Here is an 18,379-nt window from a genome sequence, read left to right on the forward strand (position 1 = left end):
GATAGATGCCAGTCGCGAACTGGGAACTGATTTCGCCTTATTAGGCTCTGGGTGCAGATGGCGCGTTTCATCGACGGCAGTCTGGTGGTGTCCGGGACGATCTATGCGGATAGCCTGGTTCTGGATGGTCAGACAGTGGGGGAGGATGGCGAAGGCAGGCTGATCCTGCTGGATGGCGGGGTAAGCTCGGACAAGATCGCGCTGAAAGCGCATGGCGATGTGCTGTCCGTCCATGGGGCAACGGCCCTGAGCAGCGGGCGGTTTGCGCTGGATGACATTGTGCAAGGTCAAAAATACATCATCGACGGTGTTGGCGGCTTTGATTTTGTCACGCAGATGAATGCCGCCGCCAACACGGTGGGCACCGAGTTTTATGCGTCACGAGACGGCACGGCCGCAGATGAGGCGGCATTTCCGGGGGCCTATGTCAAACCGGGATGGGCGGCGGCCTGCGTGCTCAATGTCGGCACGCCCATTGATGCCTCCGCGATCCTCGTTTGGTCCTTTGCGCAGGGCTATACCGCCGCGACGGCCCGTTGGTCTGTCAGGGTGCGTCGGATCAATGGCACATTGTGGGAGGGCGGCGTTGCCGATCCAGAAACCACCGGGCGGGCGCAGGAGGTCTATGACGCGTATCTCGAGGTGGTTTACCGCCCACCTGATGCGGCAGGCTATGATTTTTATGTCAGCGGCGGTGGCGCAGGCGTTCCGCTTCATACGCTGAAACAGGCGCTTCTCACCTCAGCCGAATACAGCGCCTCGGTGCAATATATGCGCGATGAGATGGGGGCGCAGGCGGACTTTCCGACGGCGCAGCTGGAAATCGGCATCGTCGGGGATGCCGATCATGACAGCCAGATCGTGCTGGAATGGTACGGCAATGAGGACAACAACACCGGGTCTGGCGATATCAGTGCCCTCGGTTCGATGTCGCTGATCATGCTCAAGAGGGTGTAGCCATGTTTTATGTTCTGGTCAGCAAGGATGCGATGACCGATCGAACGCGCCAGTTTGAGATATTGGAGGCGGGCAGTTGCGCGGGTGTTGATCGTATCCGGCGGCGGGGCGTGATTGCCATTGCGACCGATCACATGGTCGATCCTGCGAACTTTGTGGTGCGGGATCTGGCTGTGGTGCCGCGTGATGCAGAATCACTCAACGCCAGACGACTGGCGGCGGCGCAGCTGCATCTGCGCCAGAAGCGCGACCGGTTGCTGGCGCAGAGTGACTGGACGCAGGTTCCCGATGCGCCGGTCGATCGGGCCGCCTGGGCCCGCTACCGTCAGGCTCTGCGGGAACTGCCGCAGTCTGCTGATCCGTTCGATCCTGTGTTTCCGCGCCGCCCAGATCTGAAAGGGGGATCGACATGACTTGTACTGTTACCGGCAACGTTTCTGACATTCAGCTTCAGCCGATGGCCGGGGTCACGGTGACATTCACGCCGACGGCCCCTCACGTTCTGGCGAATGAGACGGGCGTGTCTTTGCCGGAGCCTGTCCGCGTCACCACCGATGCCGGTGGCGCATTCACCGTGGGACTTTTTGCCGGATCATACGCGGTGGCCTTCAGAACGGCGTCTCATCGCCACGACGCTACAATTGTTGTGCCCGCTGCCGCCACGGCCGGTTTCCGCGATACGCTCACAGATCCTTTGCCGCCGACACCAGATGCCGCACAGCAAGCCGTTCTGGACGCCCGCGCTGCACGTGATGCTGCAGAGCAATATGCACAAGACGCTCTCGAAAACGCAGAAAATGCCACCGTCAACTGGACTTCAACCAACTGGTAAGAAAGGAATTCACCAATGGCCATCATGAAGGCATTCAGAGAAACCGCATTGCCGGGCACTCTGCAACCATACTCGATCTACTACATCGCCAATCCGGCGACCCCAAACTATGTCGAAATCTACGTCACGAATGCTGCCGGAGACGCCACGCGCCGCATTCATACCGATTCTGATCTCGACACTAAGATCGCTGCCGCACTGGCCGGTGTCGGTCAGGGAACAGCGGTGGTCGCAGATATTACGGCGCGTGATGCCCTTACGGCGGAAACCGGGGTCACCGTGCTGGTGCTGGATGCATCGTCGGATGCGACCGTTGCAGCAGGCGCGGCCACTTACGTTTATGACGGCTCCGCCTGGGTGAAAATCACCGAACATGAAAGCATGGATGTGACGATTTCATGGACGGATATCGCCAGTCGCCCGTCCAGCACCCCGGCGCAGATTGATGCGGCCGTCACCGCCAGCCACAGCCACGCCAACAAAACCCAACTCGACAAAGTGGGGGAAGACGGCAATGGCGACATGACCTATGATGGCGCTCTGCCGAAGACGGCCTGGGGCTCAACCGGGTGGTGATCTGATGGCGACATTATTGGCGCATAAAGTGGTGTCTTCGCTGCCAGGCACACTGGTGGCGAACACCATCTATTTGGTCCGCACTGGGGCTGGTTTTGACCTCTATGTGAGCGACAGTACTGGCTCTGTCGCCCATCGGGTAAACGGCCTGTCAGTAGAAGGCGCCGCGACACTGACCGGCGGATTCAACGTCACGCCCTTCGCCAACGGAACCCGATCAAGCGGGACGCTCACGCCCGATCCCCTGAATGGGAATATCCAGACAGCGGTTAATGGTGGCGCACATACACTGGCACCCCCTGCTACCTCCTGCACAATGGTGATCCAATACACCAACAACGCCAGCGCCGGGACGATCACGGTCAGCGGGTTTACCCAAGTGACGGGTGATGATCTGACCACGACGAACGGGCATGACTTTCTGTTCTTCATCACAAAAATCGGCAGCTTCAGCCTCCTCGATGTGAGGGCGCTGCAATGAGCTTGATGCCCATAACCCCTCCAAGTCTGGCAGCAGGACTCCTGACCATGACTGCGGGATATTACGACTATGGTGGTGGCAATTATTCCGAAGGCTGGTGGTCTGCGCTGCTTGAATCCGAACTGGGTGCACCCACGGCACTTGGGAGTGTAACAGGGCCGCAGGCTGCGAATGGTGGAACGATCGAGGGTGCCTATTGGGATAGTGGTCTTGGATACAACAGCTTTACCGTAAGAGGTGGTAGCGCCGGGTTATCGATCATCTCGGTTTCCGGGACGCCTTATGCCCTAACATTTGGGGGGACATATGAAGGCTATGATCTCTACAGCTTCTCCTCTGGCGTCAACATTTTCACCGATGGCGTCGATTACACAATTGAGGTGTCCTGATGTTCTATGATCCCCTGACAGTCACGCTCTATCGCACAGGCCGGGACGCCATGATCCTCGGGCTGACGGAACAGACCTGCCGTGATCACGGTTTGGAGCCGGTGACGCTTCTACCGCGCCCACAAACATCGGGGGCGCAGATCGCCACTCGCAACCTGACCCCCCATGATGAGGACGGGCAGTGGGTTCTGGGCTGGACCATCGACACGATCCCGGCCACAGCCGAGATGGTCGAACAAGAGCGGGATCGCCGTCTGGCACTTGGCTTTGATTTCGATTTTCAAGACACCCGTGGGGTTCATCACATCGGAACCAGCAAGGAAGATATGCTTGGCTGGGATGAGGTGACGACCTGGTCGAACGCCATGATCAATCTGGGCAACGCCACCTCAACCACAGTAGTGAAAACCGACACTGGGGTGGCTCAGATCACAGCAAGCGAATGGCAACAGGTTCTGGCCGCTGCTGCTGCGTTCCGCCAGCCGATCTGGGGGGCCAGTTTCGCGATCAAAGCTATGGCCACCATACCCACTGATTTCACTGACGATCAGTACTGGCCGTAAGCGCCCATGATCTTGGCGCGGATTCGCGCCGGAAGAGGAGGCGGTGGAGTGTTGGAGCACTCCCCCGCACGGGGGTACAGATCAGCAAAATCACCCCCCGCCGACCAGCACAAGCTTATGGCCGCTCCATGCTCGTCGACGAGCGGCCCCAAGCTACGGTGATTCCATCTTATGGAGAAAGAGCTACGTTGCGGGAACTGCGCCCGCCTGCTATTCAAAATGGACGACGACGCGCTCAGAGGTACCCTTTCGATCAAGTGCCCGCGTTGCAAAACCATCAACACATTGAGGCCCGCGAGCCCCCAAGCCGAGCGCCCGGAGCGTGATGGAAAGGGCCTTAAATATGGCTTTAACCCCCGTTGAACCAACAAACCCTGTCGCGCCGTGGATTGGCGGCAAACGGAACCTCGCAAAGCGGATCACTGCGATCTTGGACGCGACACCGCATAACACCTATGCCGAGCCCTTCGTCGGCATGGGTGGCATCTTCCTGCGCCGCTCGATGCGGCCGCGCGCCGAGGTCATCAACGATCTGGGCCGGGATATCGCAAACCTGTTCCGCATCCTGCAGCGGCATTACCCGCAGTTCATCGACACGTTGCGGTTCCAGCTGACGACGAGGTCTGAATTCGAGAGGCTGGTCGCGACCCGCCCCGAAACCCTGACCGATCTGGAACGCGCAGCGCGGTTCTTGTATCTCCAGCGCACGGCCTTTGGAGGTAAGGTGTCAGGGCGTAATTTTGGGGTGTCAGCGGATCGGCCGGCGCGGTTCAACCTGTCCACCCTGGAGCCGATGCTGGAAGACGCGCATTCGCGCCTATCCGGCGTGGTGATCGAGTGTCTGGGGTATTCTGAGTTCATCCGCCGCTATGACACGCTAGGCACCCTGTTCTATCTGGACCCGCCCTACTGGGGCAGCGAGGATGACTATGGCAAGGCGATGTTCGCGCCGGATGATTTCGACCGGCTGGCCGAGCAACTGGCGGAGATCAAGGGGCGGTTCCTGATGTCAATTAATGATGTGGAGCCGATCCGGGAACGGTTTGCTGGATTTCACCTGACCGAAGTCGACACGACCTACACAGTTGGTAAACAGGCCAAGAGCCGGGGGGAGCGGAGGGAACTGTTCGTGAGCAACTTTGTGATCGAAACAGCCTGAAAAGAGCAGTCTTCGAGGTGCTCCAATCCACCCGAAAATACCTATGTCGATGTCATCGATCAGAGGAACAATGACGATGACCCAACAACAACTTACCACTATTGCCCAGCGACACACCGGTTTTGACACTCTGGAGACCCAGAATTCAGACCATCTGGACTTCGGCGACATCGCAGTGTGGCAACTCGAAGCGGCATTAAAAGATGCCTACGATCTGGGTCGCCAAAAGGCCGAGACCAATTCAATGGCCGGCCTATACGAACAGGCTGCTGATCTGATGGCCGCGATGGCCGGTGAAATTGAAGCCGCCGCCGACGCCGCTCGCAACGGTGAGGCGAACCTTGCGATCGGCACCGCAGTACCTTGTGAAGAGGGTATTCAACGGGTGTTGAAACTCATCCAAGCGGCGGCTCTATTGAGGCCAAAGGTGTGATTGATCAACCGGGTCCTGCGAACGACCTCAATTCGTCCGCAGGACCAAAACTCGTCTGCTGCAAACATGTCTGTCAATCACTGCAAACTTTGCCGCCCGCTATCACCGCCCGCTATCAGCAAATCTCCCCTCCCGTTCTGGGCTGATTTAGCGGTGTTTTTGCGATTGCGCGGTTTTCCACAGCATTCTGCGCCAAATTGGCTTTCTTCCACAACTTATTGCGGTTATCCCCAAAATTTAGCTTTACATATCTGGCACGAGGCATGCACCATATCTGGTAAGGAGCGGGTAAATATCCCCTTCCTCTAGAGCAGGCACCTAGCAATTGGGGCGGTTTTCGGACCCGAACGCTACGTAGTAAAAAGAGGTGACGCATGGCCTTGTCCGAGCAGTTCTTGCAAGAAGACCTTCACCCGATTGATCTGGTGGAGCATATCGCCGAACACCACGACTGGGAATTTGACCGCATCGCTGACGATCAGATCGCGATGGCCGTCGAAGGACAGTGGCGCACCTATTCCATCACGCTGGCGTGGTCGGATTATGATGAAACCCTACGCCTGATTTGCAGCTTTGAAATGGAACCGCCAAAGGACCGGCTGCCCGCGCTATATCACACGCTGAACGTTGTAAACGATCAGTGCTGGGCCGGGTCTTTTACCTTCTGGGAAGAACCGCAACTGATGGTGTTCCGCTATGGCTTGATCCTGGCGGGTGGGCAGGTTGCCAGCCCCGATCAGGTGGATACCATGATCAATGCCGCAGTTCTAAGCTGTGAACGCTATTATCCGGCGCTGCAACTGGTGGTCTGGGGTAACCGGACACCCGAAGATGCGCTTCAGGTCGCCATTGCAGAGGCTTACGGGCGCGCGTAACACTTCCCCCCGAACCGAAATGAACAGGTAAGGGGGAAATTCATGGATATGGATCATGTGGCCCGCGCCGGGCTGGTGCTGCTGGGGTGCGGCAAGATGGGCTCGGCCATGCTGGAGGGCTGGCTGAAACAAGGGCTGCCAGCGGCATCGGTTTATGTGATTGACCCGCACCCGTCCGATTGGGTGAAATCGACGGGTGTACATGTCAACGCGGACCTGCCTGACGCCCCTGCAATCGTTTTGGTGGCGGTCAAGCCGCAGATGATGGGCGCGGCGCTGCCCACGCTGGCGGCGATGGGGAACGGTGAAACGTTGTTCGTTTCCGTGGCGGCTGGCACACCGATTTCTCAGTTTGAACAGGTGCTTGGTGCACGCACCCCGATCATCCGGGCGATGCCTAATACCCCCGCCGCCGTGGGGCGTGGCATTACCGCGATCATCGGCAACGATCACGCCAGCGCCGGGCAAATGGATCTGGCGCAGCTTTTGCTGTCTGCCGTTGGGCAGGTGGTGCGGCTGGACGATGAAAGCCAGATGGATGCTGTAACAGGCGTGTCCGGGTCCGGTCCGGCCTATGTGTTCCACTTGATCGAAACCTTGGCTGCCGCCGGGCAGGCGCAGGGGCTTTCGCCGGAACTGGCGATGCAATTGGCCAAGGCCACGGTGGCGGGCGCGGGTGCCTTGGCGGAACAGGCGGATGATAGCCCCAGCCAGTTGCGCGTGAATGTGACCTCTCCCAATGGGACCACGCAGGCCGCGCTAGAGGTCTTGATGGATGAAACCAACGGGTTTCCGGCCTTGCTGACCCGTGCAGTTGCCGCCGCAACCAACCGATCCAAGGAGTTGGCCAATGGCTGAGATCAGTTTCGATGATTTCCTGAAAGTGGATATTCGCGTGGGCAAGGTTGTGCGGGCAGAACCCTATCCCGAAGCACGCAAGCCCGCGATCAAGATGTGGGTTGATTTCGGCCCCGAGATTGGCGAGCGTAAAACCAGCGCACAGGTGACAAAACACTATACGCCCGAGTCGTTGATTGGAAAAACTGTGATCGGCGTGGTGAATTTCCCGCCCCGACAGATCGGCAAGTTCATGTCCGAAGTGTTGGTTTTGGGTGTCCCCGATGCCGAAAACGAGGTGGTCCTGCTGTCCCCCGGTCAGGATGTTCCCTTGGGCGGGAGGATGTTCTGATGGCGCGATCCGGTCCCCCTCGGGTATTGCTCAGCCGCCCGTTGCCGGATGCGGTGGTCGCGCGGGCGCACAGCCTGTTTGATATAGAGCTGCGCAAAAGCACCCTGCCGATGAGCGAAGCCGAGATGCGTTCGGCCCTTGCCCTGTATGATGGCGTGATGCCGACATTGGGCGATCAGTTCGGTGCAAAGATATTCGCTGAATTTGGCCGCCCGCGTTGCCGGATACTGGCGAATTTTGGCGTGGGGTATAACCATATCGACGTGCAGGCCGCCACGGATCATGGGGTGAAGGTCACAAATACCCCCGGCGCGGTCACGGATGCCACGGCAGATATTGCCCTGACCCTGATCCTGATGAGCGCCCGCCGCGCCGCCGAAGGCGAACGGCTGGTTCGGTCCGGTCAATGGGCTGGCTGGCACCCGACGCAGATGTTGGGCCTGCATGTGACGGGCCGCAAGCTGGGCATCGTTGGGATGGGCCGGATCGGGCAGGCGATTGCCCGGCGCTGTCATTTCGGATTCGGGATGGAGGTGTTTTTTCACAACCGTTCCCCCAAGGCCGTGGATTTTCCGGCAACGCAGGTCAGCAGCCTGACGGAACTGGCGGCCCAGGTGGATATTTTGGTGGTTGCCGTTCCGGGGGGCGCGGAAACCCATCATCTGATCGGGGCGGATGTGTTTGCGGCGATGCAACCCCACGCGCATTTCATCAATATCGCGCGCGGTGATATCGTCGAGGAGATGGCCTTGGTCACAGCACTACAGACCGGGCAGATTGGCGGGGCGGGGTTGGATGTTTACGAACATGAACCGCATGTGCCGCAGGCGCTGCGGGATATGGACAACGTGACCCTACTGCCGCATCTGGGAACGGCTGCGCTGAACGTGCGCACGGATATGGGAATGCTGGTGCTGGACAATCTGGCCGCATTTTTTGACGGAAAACCCCTGCCAAACCCGGTATAAGTCAGGTTGACCATACGGCAACGGGGCTTGACCTGCCCCCTTGCCTTGGTTGATCTGGGGAACAAATTTCTTGGGGGTCCGATGTACAAAGTCGCCATTACCGGGACCGGGGTTTTCACCCCTGCCGAAGTCATCACCAATGACGAATTGGTGGAATCCTTCAACGCCTATGCGGATAAGTTCAACGCTGAACACGCGGATGCCATCGCGGCGGGCGATGTGACGGCGATGGAACATTCCTCGTCCGAGTTCATCTTCAAGGCTTCGGGGATCGAACAGCGTTATGTGTTGGACAAAACGGGCGTGCTGGACCCAAACCGGATGTATCCGCATTTCCGCCAGCGCAGCGATGATGAAAACGGCATCATGACCGAAATCGCACTGGATGCCTGTCAAACAGCGCTGGCGCAGGCCGGGCGCACGGGCGCAGACGTGGATTTGGTGATCTGTGCCGCGTCCAATATGGAACGCGCCTATCCCGCCGTGGCGATTGAAATCCAGAATGGCTTGGGTGCCGGTGGCTTTGCCTTTGATATGAATGTGGCCTGTTCGTCTGCCACGTTCGGGATTCAGGCGGCGGCGGATATGATCCGCTCGGGGTCTGTGCGCTGTGCCATCGTGGTAAACCCGGAAATCACCAGCGGCCATTTGGAATGGCGGGATCGCGATTGCCATTTTATCTTTGGCGATGTGGCCACTGCCACCGTTCTGGAACGGGCCGAGGACGCCAATGGCGCGCATTTCATCGTGCATTCCACCCGCTGCGCGACCCAGTTTTCAAACAACATCCGCAATAACAACGGGTTCCTGCGCCGCAATCGTCCCGACGGGATGATTGATCGCCGGGACATGCAGTTCATGCAAAACGGGCGCAAGGTGTTCAAAGAGGTGGTGCCGATGGTTTCGGCTCATATTCTGGCGCATCTTGGGGATGCTGGGGTACAGCCGGAACAGTTGCGCCGCATGTGGCTGCATCAGGCGAATAAGGCCATGAATGATTTCGTGGGGCGCAAGGTGCTGGGGCGCGAACCTGCACCGGGCGAACAGCCGAATATCCTTCAGGATTATGCCAACACTTCCTCGGCGGGGTCGATCATCGCGTTTTCGAAATATTCCGACGACATGCAGCCGGGGGATTGGGGGGTTATCTGCTCCTTTGGCGCGGGCTATTCGGTTGGTTCGGTGTTGGTGGAACGCGCCTGACGTGCCGGGCATTGGGCAGGGTGGATTTCATCTTGCCCAAAATACTCGGGGTTGAATTGGCCGCAGGCCAAGAAGGGGCAAAGCCCCTTTGCCCTTTCCAAAGATACGGAATGATGCCGCCGCTTGGTGGGTTATGAAAGGCTGATATGCTTATGGGCATGTTTGCTTATATCAGCCTTTTCGCGGCGGCCTTTGCTGCTGCAACCTTGCTGCCCATGCAGTCCGAGGCGTTGCTGGCGTATCGTCTGACTGACCCGGCCCTGTCAGCCTGGGCGCTGATTGGCATGGCAACCTTGGGCAACGTACTGGGGTCCGTTGTAAGCTGGGTATGCGGGCGTTTCTTGCGGCGGTATCAGGATCGCCGGTGGTTTCCGGTTTCTGCTGCACAGTTGCAACGGGCCGAGCAACGCTATCATCGCTATGGGCGCTGGAGCTTATTGGCAAGTTGGGTGCCGATTATCGGTGATCCTCTGACCGTGGTGGCCGGATTGATGAGGGAACCAATCTGGAGCTTCATGATGATCGTCACTTGTGCGAAATTTCTGCGCTATTTGGCAATTGCCGCTGTGACGCTGGCTTGGCTTTGACGCCGATCTTTGTCGGTTTTTTGACCGGGCGTCGCATATCGGTCAGAAAACTGCCTTGTTTCAGCTTGGGTATTTTTACTGTGCTGATGTCGGTTTTTCTGCGGGGGGTAGCACGGTTTGGGTGGTGTTAACCATTTGTTAACTGAGGACTTGTCGCGGTGGTTAACCTTTGTGTTCCTTAAAAGGTGTGTCGTTCTAATTTGCTTCGCCTTTGCCTCAAAATGGTCGAAGTCGAACCTGAAAAACGACACTCTCGGCGGGCAGTCTGCATGGTGTTGAGAAAGAGTATATGAATCAGGTTCCGGTGGGGCGCGGGTCTGACCGGGAAAGGGTATAAGATGTCAGGTGTGACGGGTGTCAGTGTGGATGTGGCAGATGGAGCAGTGCAAGCGGCTTCGGTCCTGCCAGTCGGGCTGACGCCGTTTCACGGGGTACTGTTGCTGTTTGTCGCGGTTCTGTCGGTTCGCGCCTTTGTTCAGCCGCGCCCCTTTGTTGCCGCCAGCCAACAACAGCCCGCTAAGCGAAAGCGCAAGGTCCGCGGCGGATTGCGTGGGGCTGTGCAAATGCTGACAGGTCACAGCCAACCGCAATTGCCTGCACCCAAAGCTGAACCGCAATCCCATAAGTTGCTGGAGGTGGCTTTTACGGCGCTGCTGGACGAGGTCTTTGTGTTCGATCCTGAAACCAGCCGTGTGTCCTTTCTGAACGCGCGGGCCGAGGCGCGGGTTGCTGGCTTGGGATTGAAAAAAAACCGTGTGCGGTTTCCAGATTTGTTGCCTGCGGCAAACCGGGCGGCGGTGACTGGCGCCATTCGCAACCTGCGCCACAGTGCGTTGGATTCGGTTGTGTTCGAGTTGACCAGCGCCGGGGCGCCGCTGGAGTTGACGTTGAAGCTAATCCGCGAGGATGGTGCGGATGATTGTTTCATGGCGGTGCTGCGTGACATTTCCGGTCGTGTCAGCGAAGCAAGGGCACAATCAGATTATGTTGCAACGCTAAGCCATGAAATGCGGACCCCGCTGACCTCGATCAAGGGGGCGATGGATTTGATCGCGTCAGGACAGATGGGGGTATTAAGCGGGAATGCCGCCGCGACGCTGGGTGTGGCACAACGAAATGTGGACCGGCTATTGCGGTTGACTAACGACATTCTGGATCTGGAAAAGCTGGATGCCGGTAAGATGCGATGCGACTTTGAAGAAGTGCGCATGGGTCTGTTGGTCAAGGGCGCAATCGAAGAAATTCAGGACTATGCCCGCAAATTTGACGTGTCGATCCGCGCGGAAATGCGGTGTCAGGATTGCCGGACCTATGCCGATCCCATGCGTTTGTCGCAGGTCATGGCGAATTTGCTGTCCAATGCGATCAAGTTTTCCCAACCTCAGACCGAGGTTTGTGCATCGGTTTGTGAAATGGATGGAAATATTCGCGTTTCGGTGGTTGACCACGGTCCGGGTATCCCAGAAAACATACAAGCGGATTTGTTTATGCCCTATTCTCAGGGGCCGCAGGTGCAACGCAAGGTTGCCAGTACTGGGTTGGGGTTAAGCATTGCCAAAAAGATTGTCGAAGCGCATGGCGGTTCGATCGGATTTGAATCCGAGCCAGGGCAGGGGGCGACGTTTTATTTTGAGCTGCCCAAAGCTGGCTTTACGGGTGATGTTGCTGCCTGATCCTTCACAAGGGACGGGCTGCGAAAAATAATTCAGGGCTGCGATTGTGCGGCAGGTCGGTCCGGTGTCGGGCGGGTTATTGGAGTTTTAGCATGGAGAGGGCGATGACGGTCTTTCCCAAAGTGTTACATGTCGAAGACGACGCAGACATACGCGAGATCGCACGGCTGGCATTGGAGGTGATCGGTGGGCTGACGGTGAAACAATGCGCAACCGGGGCCGAAGCCGTGCAGCAGGCACCCGAGGTAAAGCCGGATTTGTTGCTGCTGGATATGTCCATGCCGGACATGAACGGGGTCGAAACGTTAAACGCCGTGCGGGCCTTGCCGGGCATGAGCGGCGTTCCAGCGATTTTCATGACGGCGCGCGCCCAGCTTCAGGAACAGACTGACCTGCTGCAAGAGGGGGCTGTGGCTGTCATATCCAAGCCATTTGACGCGATGACGCTGGCGCAAGAGATACTGGACATTTGGCAGGGGTTGGGCTGACAGGCCACCCCGACGCCCCGACCAGCCATAAAATTAAGCCCCGAAATGTCGGGGCTTTTTGCGTCGATCAGGCGAGAGGCAGACGGGAAACGGTCAGGCCGGGTAGTCGTGAACGATCAGGGCCATTTCCCCCAGCATGTCGTCCACCGCGTCCAGCGCGGCTGCCAGATGGGCTGGATTTTCCATGTAGCGGGTCACGGCGGCTTCGGCGGCAAAGCTGAGTTCGCCCAGTTCGGGGAAGCCCATAGTGGCGGCCATGCCTGCGGTTTTGTGGGCGTAATGGCGAAACAGGTCCATCGCTTGTGCCGGGCTGGACAACAAGACGTCGGAATCCCTGACTTGTTCCATCCGTGTCAGGCGGCGTGCCAGCGTTGCAGCAAAACCGGGACGCATTTCCGCAAGTTTCGCGGCGAAGAGTTCGGCATAGGCGGCATTCCGTGCGGCCTGCATCGCAGTCATTCCCATCTGTTAACCCGCCCAAGCAAAGGCTTTGATCAGATCACGCTTCCAGCCAGAAAATTCGCTGGCGTGAACCGCGTCCGAGGCCGCCTTACGGGCCTTGTCCAGCGCGGTGTCCATTGCCTCTACCGCGACACGCCCGGACCGCAGGCCCATCCGCTGACAGGGGCTGACGGCAACCTGTACATCCATTTCGCGCCAGTCGTCATAGGCCAGTTCCAGCTTGTCGATGGCTTGCTGTACCGTCATTTGCAGCTCTTCCGGGTCAATCTGATCGCGTCCGTGGCTGACGCAAACGAACGCACCATGTCCGGCATGGGCAACAAAGCTTTCCCCATATGTCAGGCTTTCTGAAATCGCCTCGGACACGTCGGTGATTGCATAGAAATATTCCTCGGGGGTGCAGCTTTCATACAGATCACGGGCGTTCACGATCTGAAAGGCAAAGACATTGGTGGCAAACATGCCACCCCGGCCCAGTTGCAGCAGAAAGTTTTCCAATGCGATGCGATCAATCACCCCGGCCACGTCGCGCACGGCAAAGGCTGTGTCGAAGTTGAATTTCGGACCACGAAAACTGTCATTCAGCAGGGCTTGGACCATTTCGCCCTTGTTGCGGGCATCACGGTTTTTTTCGTTCAGGCGTTCCGCGACACGCATCCGGGTGGTTAATTCCAGCGGATCAAAGGGCTTGGTGACATAGTCGGAGGCCCCTGCGGCAAAAGCCTGATTGATGAAAATCTTATCCGACATCGCCGTAACCATCAGGATCGGAGATTCCGAATAGTCAGGAATATGACGAATCCAGTCGCAAAGTTCGATCCCAGAGATTTGGGGCATCTGGATGTCCAACAGGAAGCAATCGAATGGAGTGGTGGCGTGCTGGATGATTTCCATTGCTTCGACTGCGGAGTGCGACGTGGTGATGTCCGGGTAGCCCGCTTTCGGCAAAGAGCCTTTCAGCAGGTCCAGAACCATCGGATCGTCATCGACTGCGAGTACTTTCATCTGTTCGTTTCCAGCGTTTGGCCCGCCGGTTCCGAATGTCCGGGCGGTCGGGTGTATTCCTGTCTGGATCAGGTTTGATTCAAAATGTGGCGAATTTGGGCTGGGTAAGCGGCAATACAGTGATGGGTTGTACTTACTGCGGTCGATCTGGAAACGGTTGTCTGGTGTCGGGGTTTTTGTTTCGCTTGATGCGGATAACTGTGTGCTTGGGTGACATCTGCGGCAGGGGCGCGTTCTGCGTTTGGTTGATCCGGTCGGCGAAAAAATGGGCGGGGTGATAAATTGTTCTAGCAATATGGTGCATGGCGTGCATAGTGATTGGCATTATAATGCCAAAATGGCAAACGGGAGGAACTCCATGACTAAACGCAGAACCATTCTGGGTGTGTTGGGCGGCGCCGCAATTGCGGCCTTGTCCACCGCCTTCACCGTAACCCCCGCATTGGCGCAAGAGGTGACGCTGAAACTGCATCAATTCCTGCCCGCGCAGGCGAACGTGCCGCGTCTGGTGCTGGATGTTTGGGCCGACAAGGTCGAGGCGGATTCCAAGGGGCGCATCAAGGTTGAACGTTATCCGTCGATGCAATTGGGCGGAAAGCCCCCGGAATTGATGGATCAGGCGATTGATGGCGTGGCCGATGTGGTTTGGACCGTGGTGGGCTATACGCCGGGCCGCTTCCCTTCGACCGAGGTGTTTGAACTGCCCTTCATGATGACAGATGCCCGCGCGACCAGCCGCGCCTATTGGCAGATGTTTGAAAAACACATGAAAGATACCGAGTTCAAGGATGTGCATATCCTTGGCGCATGGGTGCATGGGCCGGGTGTGTTTCACACCAAGAACCCGGTGCATGTGCCGGGGGATCTGGAGGGTATGAAAATCCGGGGCGGGTCGCGCCCTGTGAATTCGCTGCTGACGCATCTGGGGGCGACCCCGGTCGGGATGCCGGTGCCTGCGGTGTCCGAAGGTCTGTCCAAGGGCGTGATCGACGGCACCACTATTCCGTGGGAAGTGACCGCCGCGCTGAAAGTGCCGGAACTGGTGGGAAATCACACCGAATTTTCCGGGGCGGCGCTGTATACGATCACCTTTGTGTTGGCGATGAACAAGGACAAGTATGAAAGCCTGCCGGACGATCTGAAGGCCGTGATTGATGCCAATTCGGGCGAGGAGTTTTCTGTCTTTGCAGGTGGCACGCAGGCAGATGCGGATATTCCCGCCCGTCAGAAAGCGGTGGATCGCGGCAACAATATCATCACGCTGGACGCCGCCCAGACCGAAGAATGGCGCAAAATGGCGCAACCCGTTTATGATGAATGGATTGCGGACGTGAAGACCACGGGCATCGACGGTCAGGCATTGATCGACGAAGCCAAAGGGCTGATTGCGAAATACACCAAGTAAGCCAAAGGCTTTGCTGGATGATTGGGCCGTGGCGGTTTGCGCTGCGGCCCTTTTTGTGCGAAAAAATGCACTATTGTGGCAGGATTTTCTTGCGAACTGCGGGATTTATTGCATTATAAAGCACATTATTGCGCGGTTGGGCTGGGTTAGATTCCTGATGCGCGGCAGGAAGAGGAGCCTGCCGCTGGTTCATCCCCACCGCTGACAGGAGGATGCCTGCGGATGTCTTGCATTGCGGCGGGCTAAGGGAGGAACTGAATGTCGGAGTGTAGGAATGCCGCGAATTATTTCGTGGATCGCCATGTCGAGGAAGGGCGTGGTGCAAAGGTCGCGTTCCGCGAGGCGGATGGCAAGCAGCGGGAACTGACCTATGGTCAACTGGCCGCCGAAACGGCGTGCGCTGCGGCAGCTTTTGGGCGTGCTGGAATCCGGCGCGAAGAACGCGTGGCGCTGCTGGTGTTGGATCAGGCCGAAATGCCGGTGCTGTTTTGGGGTGCGCTAAAGGCCGGTGTGGTGCCGATCCCGTTGAACACGCTGCTGGCGGCCTCGGTCTACGATGTGATCTTGCGGGACAGCCGCGCTGCGGCCTTGTTTGTGTCCGAAGCGCTGTATCCCGTGGTCGCCCCCGCGTTAGAAGGCAACCCGTTCCTGCGCGAGGTTGTGATCTTATCTGACGCGGCCCCACAGGGGGCAATTACCTATGATGCCTTTATGGACGGCGCGGACCCCATTTCCACGGTCGAAACATCCGAGGATGAAATTGCGTTTTGGCTGTATTCCTCCGGGTCCACCGGGCAACCCAAGGGGGTGAAGCACGTTCACGGCAGTTTATGCGCGACAGCAGATACCTATGGGGCGCAGGTTTTGCAGACCAGCGAAGATGACGTTGTGTATTCCGTGGCAAAGCTGTTCTTTGCCTATGGTTTGGGGAATGCGATGACATTCCCGATGGCCGTGGGGGCAACGACGATCCTGTTTTCCGGGCGTCCCACGCCAGAAGCGGCGGCGCAGATCATGGACGCGCATAAACCCAGCGTGTTCTGCGGGGTTCCCACGCTCTATGCCGCGATGGTGCATTACTGGGAGGACGGCAAGCCGTTGCCGGACACGACGCTGCGGGCCTGCATTTCGGCGGGCGAGGCATTGCCCGAAGAGGTTGGCAAGAAATGGCAGCAGCGGTGGGGTGTCGACATCATGGATGGTGTCGGATCAACCGAAATGCTGCATATCTTTCTGTCGAATAAGCCGGGGGATGTGGTGTATGGCACCTCGGGGACGGCGGTGCCGGGGTACGAGGTGCGGCTGGTTGATGAAAACGATGCCGAAGTCGCCGATGGCGATGTTGGTGAATTGCTGGTGCGCGGCCCGTCTGCCGCCGAAGGCTATTGGAACCAGCGCGGTAAATCCCGTTCCACCTTCGAGGGGCACTGGACGCGCACCGGGGATAAATATGAACGGACTGCGAACGGGCGCTACATCTACTGTGGGCGCACGGACGATATGTTCAAAGTGTCCGGCATCTGGGTATCCCCGTTCGAGATCGAGCAGGCGCTGGTCTCCTACCCTGCTGTGTTGGAAGCGGCCGTGGTGGCATGGCATGACGAGGAAGGGCTGGAAAAGCCCAAGGCCTATGTCGTGCTAAAGGATGGGCATGGTGCGGCCGAACTGGACGATCTGAAGAATTACGTGAAGCAAAAGATCGGCAAGTGGAAATATCCCCGCTGGGTCGAGGTGGTCGAGGATTTGCCAAAGACCGCGACCGGAAAAATTCAACGGTTTAAGCTACGAGAGGGCGTGTGATGGATTGGGGTGCAGGGCAGGGGTTTCTGACGGTTAGCGGTATCCGGTTGGAATATCGCTGCACTGGCCCTGCGCCGGGGCAGGCCCCAATCATCGTGTTGTTGCACGAAGGGTTGGGGTGCGCGGCGCTGTGGCGGGATTTTCCCGAAAAGCTGGCGCAGGCGACCGGCCTGGGGGTGTTTGCCTATTCCCGCGCGGGGTATGGGCAGTCTGATGGCAAGCCCCTGCCGTGGCCTGTGCATTATATGACCGACGAAGCCGTAGATGTGCTGCCGCATGTGCTGGATGGTATCGGATTTCAGTCCGGTATCCTGATGGGGCATTCGGACGGGGCGACCATTGCCGCGATTTATGCGGGCAGCGTTGCGGATTTCCGGGTGCGGGGGCTGGTGCTGATGGCGCCGCATTTCTTTACCGAATCTGTGGGGTTGGCGGCGATCCAGCAGGCCAAGCTGGCATATGATACGGGCGATTTGCGGGCGAAGATGGCGAAGTATCATCGCGACCCGGATAATGCGTTCCGTGGCTGGAACGATAGCTGGCTGAACCCGGAGTTTTATCATTGGAACGTGGCGGATGTGATTGATTATCTGCGCATCCCGACCTTGGCCATTCAGGGCGAAGGTGACGAATACGGAACGCTGGCGCAAATCACCGAGGTGGAAACGCGGTCTTACGCGCCGGTAGATGTGGAAATTCTGCCGGATTGCGGCCATGCGCCCCAGTTCGATCAGCCGGAAAAGGTGCTGACTGCTGTGGCCGATTTTGCAGCCCGATTGCAGCGGATCGAGGCGGCGCAGCCCGAAACGGCATAGATGGTGGCCCTGCCATCATATGCCTATGTGCCGGGGCAAATGCCCCGCCATCCAGAGGGGCGGTTTGACGATCTGCGCATGACTGTGCGCCCCGATATGACCGCTGAGCAGTTATGTGCCACGCCCGCCTTTCAGGCGGGTCTTGTGTTTCTGGATCACGGTTTTTTCTGGGAGGCGCATGAGGTGCTGGAGCCTGTTTGGCTGGCTTTGCCCGATGGGCCGGATCGGATCATGGTGCAGGCGTTAATCCAACTGGCGAATGCCCGATTGAAGCAGCGTATGGCCCGCCCGCGTGCGGTGCTGCGCCTGTGTCGGATCGTCGAGGCACATTTGCAGGCGTGTGAGGGGCGGGGAATGGTCATGGGGCAAAGCCCCGCAGCAGTGCGGGCGGCGGTCGATGCTTTGCAGGCAGAGATTCGCGGTGATGCGGGGGATGTGTCAAATTGTGCGATATAATGCCTAAATTTATGATGAGGGGTAAAGTTTGGGGGTAAATCTTGCCCTGGCATCAAATAAAAG

At 58.2% G+C, this 18,379-nt stretch carries 24 protein-coding genes; 22 read left to right on the forward strand and 2 right to left on the reverse strand.

Annotation, left to right across the window (positions count from 1 at the left end; genetic code table 11):
* The first annotated feature begins 57 nt into the window (after positions 1-57).
* The 18 genes from FN828_RS10805 to FN828_RS10890 all read left to right on the forward strand — a co-directional run bounded on the left by FN828_RS10805 (position 58) and on the right by FN828_RS10890 (position 12,373).
* Entirely contained in the window at positions 58-957 is a 900-nt protein-coding gene (locus tag FN828_RS10805) for a hypothetical protein (protein WP_142493420.1), read from the forward strand.
* A gap of 2 nt (positions 958-959) precedes the next feature.
* A complete protein-coding gene (locus FN828_RS10810; RefSeq protein ID WP_221930548.1) occupies positions 960-1,370 on the forward strand; it encodes a phage tail assembly chaperone in 411 nt (136 codons plus the stop codon).
* On the forward strand, positions 1,367-1,789 hold the full coding sequence (locus tag FN828_RS10815) for a carboxypeptidase regulatory-like domain-containing protein (RefSeq protein WP_142493421.1): 423 nt from the start codon (positions 1,367-1,369) through the stop codon (positions 1,787-1,789). The genes FN828_RS10810 and FN828_RS10815 overlap by 4 nt, the downstream gene beginning before the upstream one ends.
* 15 nt (positions 1,790-1,804) lie before the next feature.
* Complete coding sequence (locus tag FN828_RS10820) at positions 1,805-2,365, forward strand: hypothetical protein (protein WP_142493422.1); 561 nt, start codon at positions 1,805-1,807, stop codon at positions 2,363-2,365.
* Between the two features lie 4 nt (positions 2,366-2,369).
* Positions 2,370-2,846 (forward strand): hypothetical protein, encoded by a 477-nt coding sequence (locus FN828_RS10825; protein ID WP_142493423.1) that lies wholly within the window; start codon positions 2,370-2,372, stop codon positions 2,844-2,846.
* A complete protein-coding gene (locus FN828_RS10830) occupies positions 2,843-3,235 on the forward strand; it encodes a hypothetical protein (protein ID WP_142493424.1) in 393 nt (130 codons plus the stop codon). Before FN828_RS10825 ends, FN828_RS10830 begins: the two co-directional genes overlap by 4 nt.
* Positions 3,235-3,798, forward strand: a complete 564-nt coding sequence (locus tag FN828_RS10835; RefSeq protein ID WP_142493425.1) for a hypothetical protein — start codon at positions 3,235-3,237, stop codon at positions 3,796-3,798. Before FN828_RS10830 ends, FN828_RS10835 begins: the two co-directional genes overlap by 1 nt.
* A 219-nt stretch (positions 3,799-4,017) precedes the next feature.
* Entirely contained in the window at positions 4,018-4,161 is a 144-nt protein-coding gene (locus FN828_RS21100; protein WP_408033802.1) for a Com family DNA-binding transcriptional regulator, read from the forward strand.
* Positions 4,142-4,957: a DNA adenine methylase gene (locus FN828_RS10845; RefSeq protein WP_235891459.1), complete on the forward strand. Its 816-nt coding sequence runs from the start codon at positions 4,142-4,144 to the stop codon at positions 4,955-4,957. Before FN828_RS21100 ends, FN828_RS10845 begins: the two co-directional genes overlap by 20 nt.
* Positions 4,958-5,033: 76 nt before the next feature.
* Positions 5,034-5,390 carry a DUF6900 domain-containing protein gene (locus FN828_RS10850; protein WP_185958996.1) on the forward strand — a complete coding sequence of 119 codons (357 nt, stop codon included), beginning with the start codon at positions 5,034-5,036 and terminating at the stop codon, positions 5,388-5,390.
* Between the two features lie 374 nt (positions 5,391-5,764).
* Positions 5,765-6,265, forward strand: a complete 501-nt coding sequence (locus tag FN828_RS10855; protein WP_142493429.1) for a type III secretion system chaperone family protein — start codon at positions 5,765-5,767, stop codon at positions 6,263-6,265.
* A 42-nt stretch (positions 6,266-6,307) separates the two neighbouring features.
* The gene (proC, locus tag FN828_RS10860; RefSeq protein WP_142493430.1) at positions 6,308-7,123 is read left to right on the forward strand and encodes a pyrroline-5-carboxylate reductase; all 816 of its coding nucleotides are present in this window, start codon (positions 6,308-6,310) and stop codon (positions 7,121-7,123) included.
* A complete protein-coding gene (locus FN828_RS10865) occupies positions 7,116-7,454 on the forward strand; it encodes a tRNA-binding protein (protein WP_142493431.1) in 339 nt (112 codons plus the stop codon). The genes proC and FN828_RS10865 overlap by 8 nt, the downstream gene beginning before the upstream one ends.
* Positions 7,454-8,422 (forward strand): 2-hydroxyacid dehydrogenase, encoded by a 969-nt coding sequence (locus tag FN828_RS10870; protein ID WP_142493432.1) that lies wholly within the window; start codon positions 7,454-7,456, stop codon positions 8,420-8,422. Before FN828_RS10865 ends, FN828_RS10870 begins: the two co-directional genes overlap by 1 nt.
* Positions 8,423-8,503: 81 nt before the next feature.
* Positions 8,504-9,625 carry a beta-ketoacyl-ACP synthase III gene (locus FN828_RS10875; protein WP_142493433.1) on the forward strand — a complete coding sequence of 374 codons (1,122 nt, stop codon included), beginning with the start codon at positions 8,504-8,506 and terminating at the stop codon, positions 9,623-9,625.
* A gap of 158 nt (positions 9,626-9,783) precedes the next feature.
* On the forward strand, positions 9,784-10,212 hold the full coding sequence (locus tag FN828_RS10880) for a YqaA family protein (protein WP_221930549.1): 429 nt from the start codon (positions 9,784-9,786) through the stop codon (positions 10,210-10,212).
* 338 nt (positions 10,213-10,550) lie between these two features.
* A complete protein-coding gene (locus FN828_RS10885; RefSeq protein ID WP_142493435.1) occupies positions 10,551-11,885 on the forward strand; it encodes a PAS domain-containing sensor histidine kinase in 1,335 nt (444 codons plus the stop codon).
* A gap of 104 nt (positions 11,886-11,989) precedes the next feature.
* A complete protein-coding gene (locus tag FN828_RS10890) occupies positions 11,990-12,373 on the forward strand; it encodes a response regulator (RefSeq protein WP_142493436.1) in 384 nt (127 codons plus the stop codon).
* 93 nt (positions 12,374-12,466) lie between these two features.
* Here the strand turns inward: FN828_RS10890 and FN828_RS10895 are convergent, their stop codons facing one another.
* Both FN828_RS10895 and FN828_RS10900 read right to left on the reverse strand, forming a co-directional pair.
* Complete coding sequence (locus FN828_RS10895) at positions 12,467-12,832, reverse strand: Hpt domain-containing protein (RefSeq protein ID WP_185958992.1); 366 nt, start codon at positions 12,830-12,832, stop codon at positions 12,467-12,469.
* A 9-nt stretch (positions 12,833-12,841) separates the two neighbouring features.
* Positions 12,842-13,840 (reverse strand): response regulator, encoded by a 999-nt coding sequence (locus FN828_RS10900; RefSeq protein ID WP_142493438.1) that lies wholly within the window; start codon positions 13,838-13,840, stop codon positions 12,842-12,844.
* Positions 13,841-14,198: 358 nt separating this feature from the next.
* On the opposite strand from FN828_RS10900, the gene FN828_RS10905 reads away from it, so the two are divergent.
* The 4 genes from FN828_RS10905 (at position 14,199) to FN828_RS10920 (ending at position 18,316) form a co-directional block, all read left to right on the forward strand.
* On the forward strand, positions 14,199-15,245 hold the full coding sequence (locus FN828_RS10905) for a TRAP transporter substrate-binding protein (protein ID WP_142493439.1): 1,047 nt from the start codon (positions 14,199-14,201) through the stop codon (positions 15,243-15,245).
* A 258-nt stretch (positions 15,246-15,503) separates the two neighbouring features.
* Positions 15,504-17,045, forward strand: coding sequence for a benzoate-CoA ligase family protein (locus FN828_RS10910; RefSeq protein WP_142493440.1), 1,542 nt, complete (start codon positions 15,504-15,506; stop codon positions 17,043-17,045).
* Positions 17,045-17,860 (forward strand): alpha/beta fold hydrolase, encoded by an 816-nt coding sequence (locus FN828_RS10915; RefSeq protein WP_142493441.1) that lies wholly within the window; start codon positions 17,045-17,047, stop codon positions 17,858-17,860. Before FN828_RS10910 ends, FN828_RS10915 begins: the two co-directional genes overlap by 1 nt.
* On the forward strand, positions 17,861-18,316 hold the full coding sequence (locus FN828_RS10920) for a DUF309 domain-containing protein (protein WP_142493442.1): 456 nt from the start codon (positions 17,861-17,863) through the stop codon (positions 18,314-18,316). It abuts the gene before it with no gap.
* The last annotated feature ends 63 nt before the right edge of the window (positions 18,317-18,379 follow it).

Origin of the sequence: Thalassovita litoralis (genome assembly GCF_900182725.1) — a bacterium.
GTDB classification, from domain to species: domain Bacteria; phylum Pseudomonadota; class Alphaproteobacteria; order Rhodobacterales; family Rhodobacteraceae; genus Thalassobius; species Thalassobius litoralis.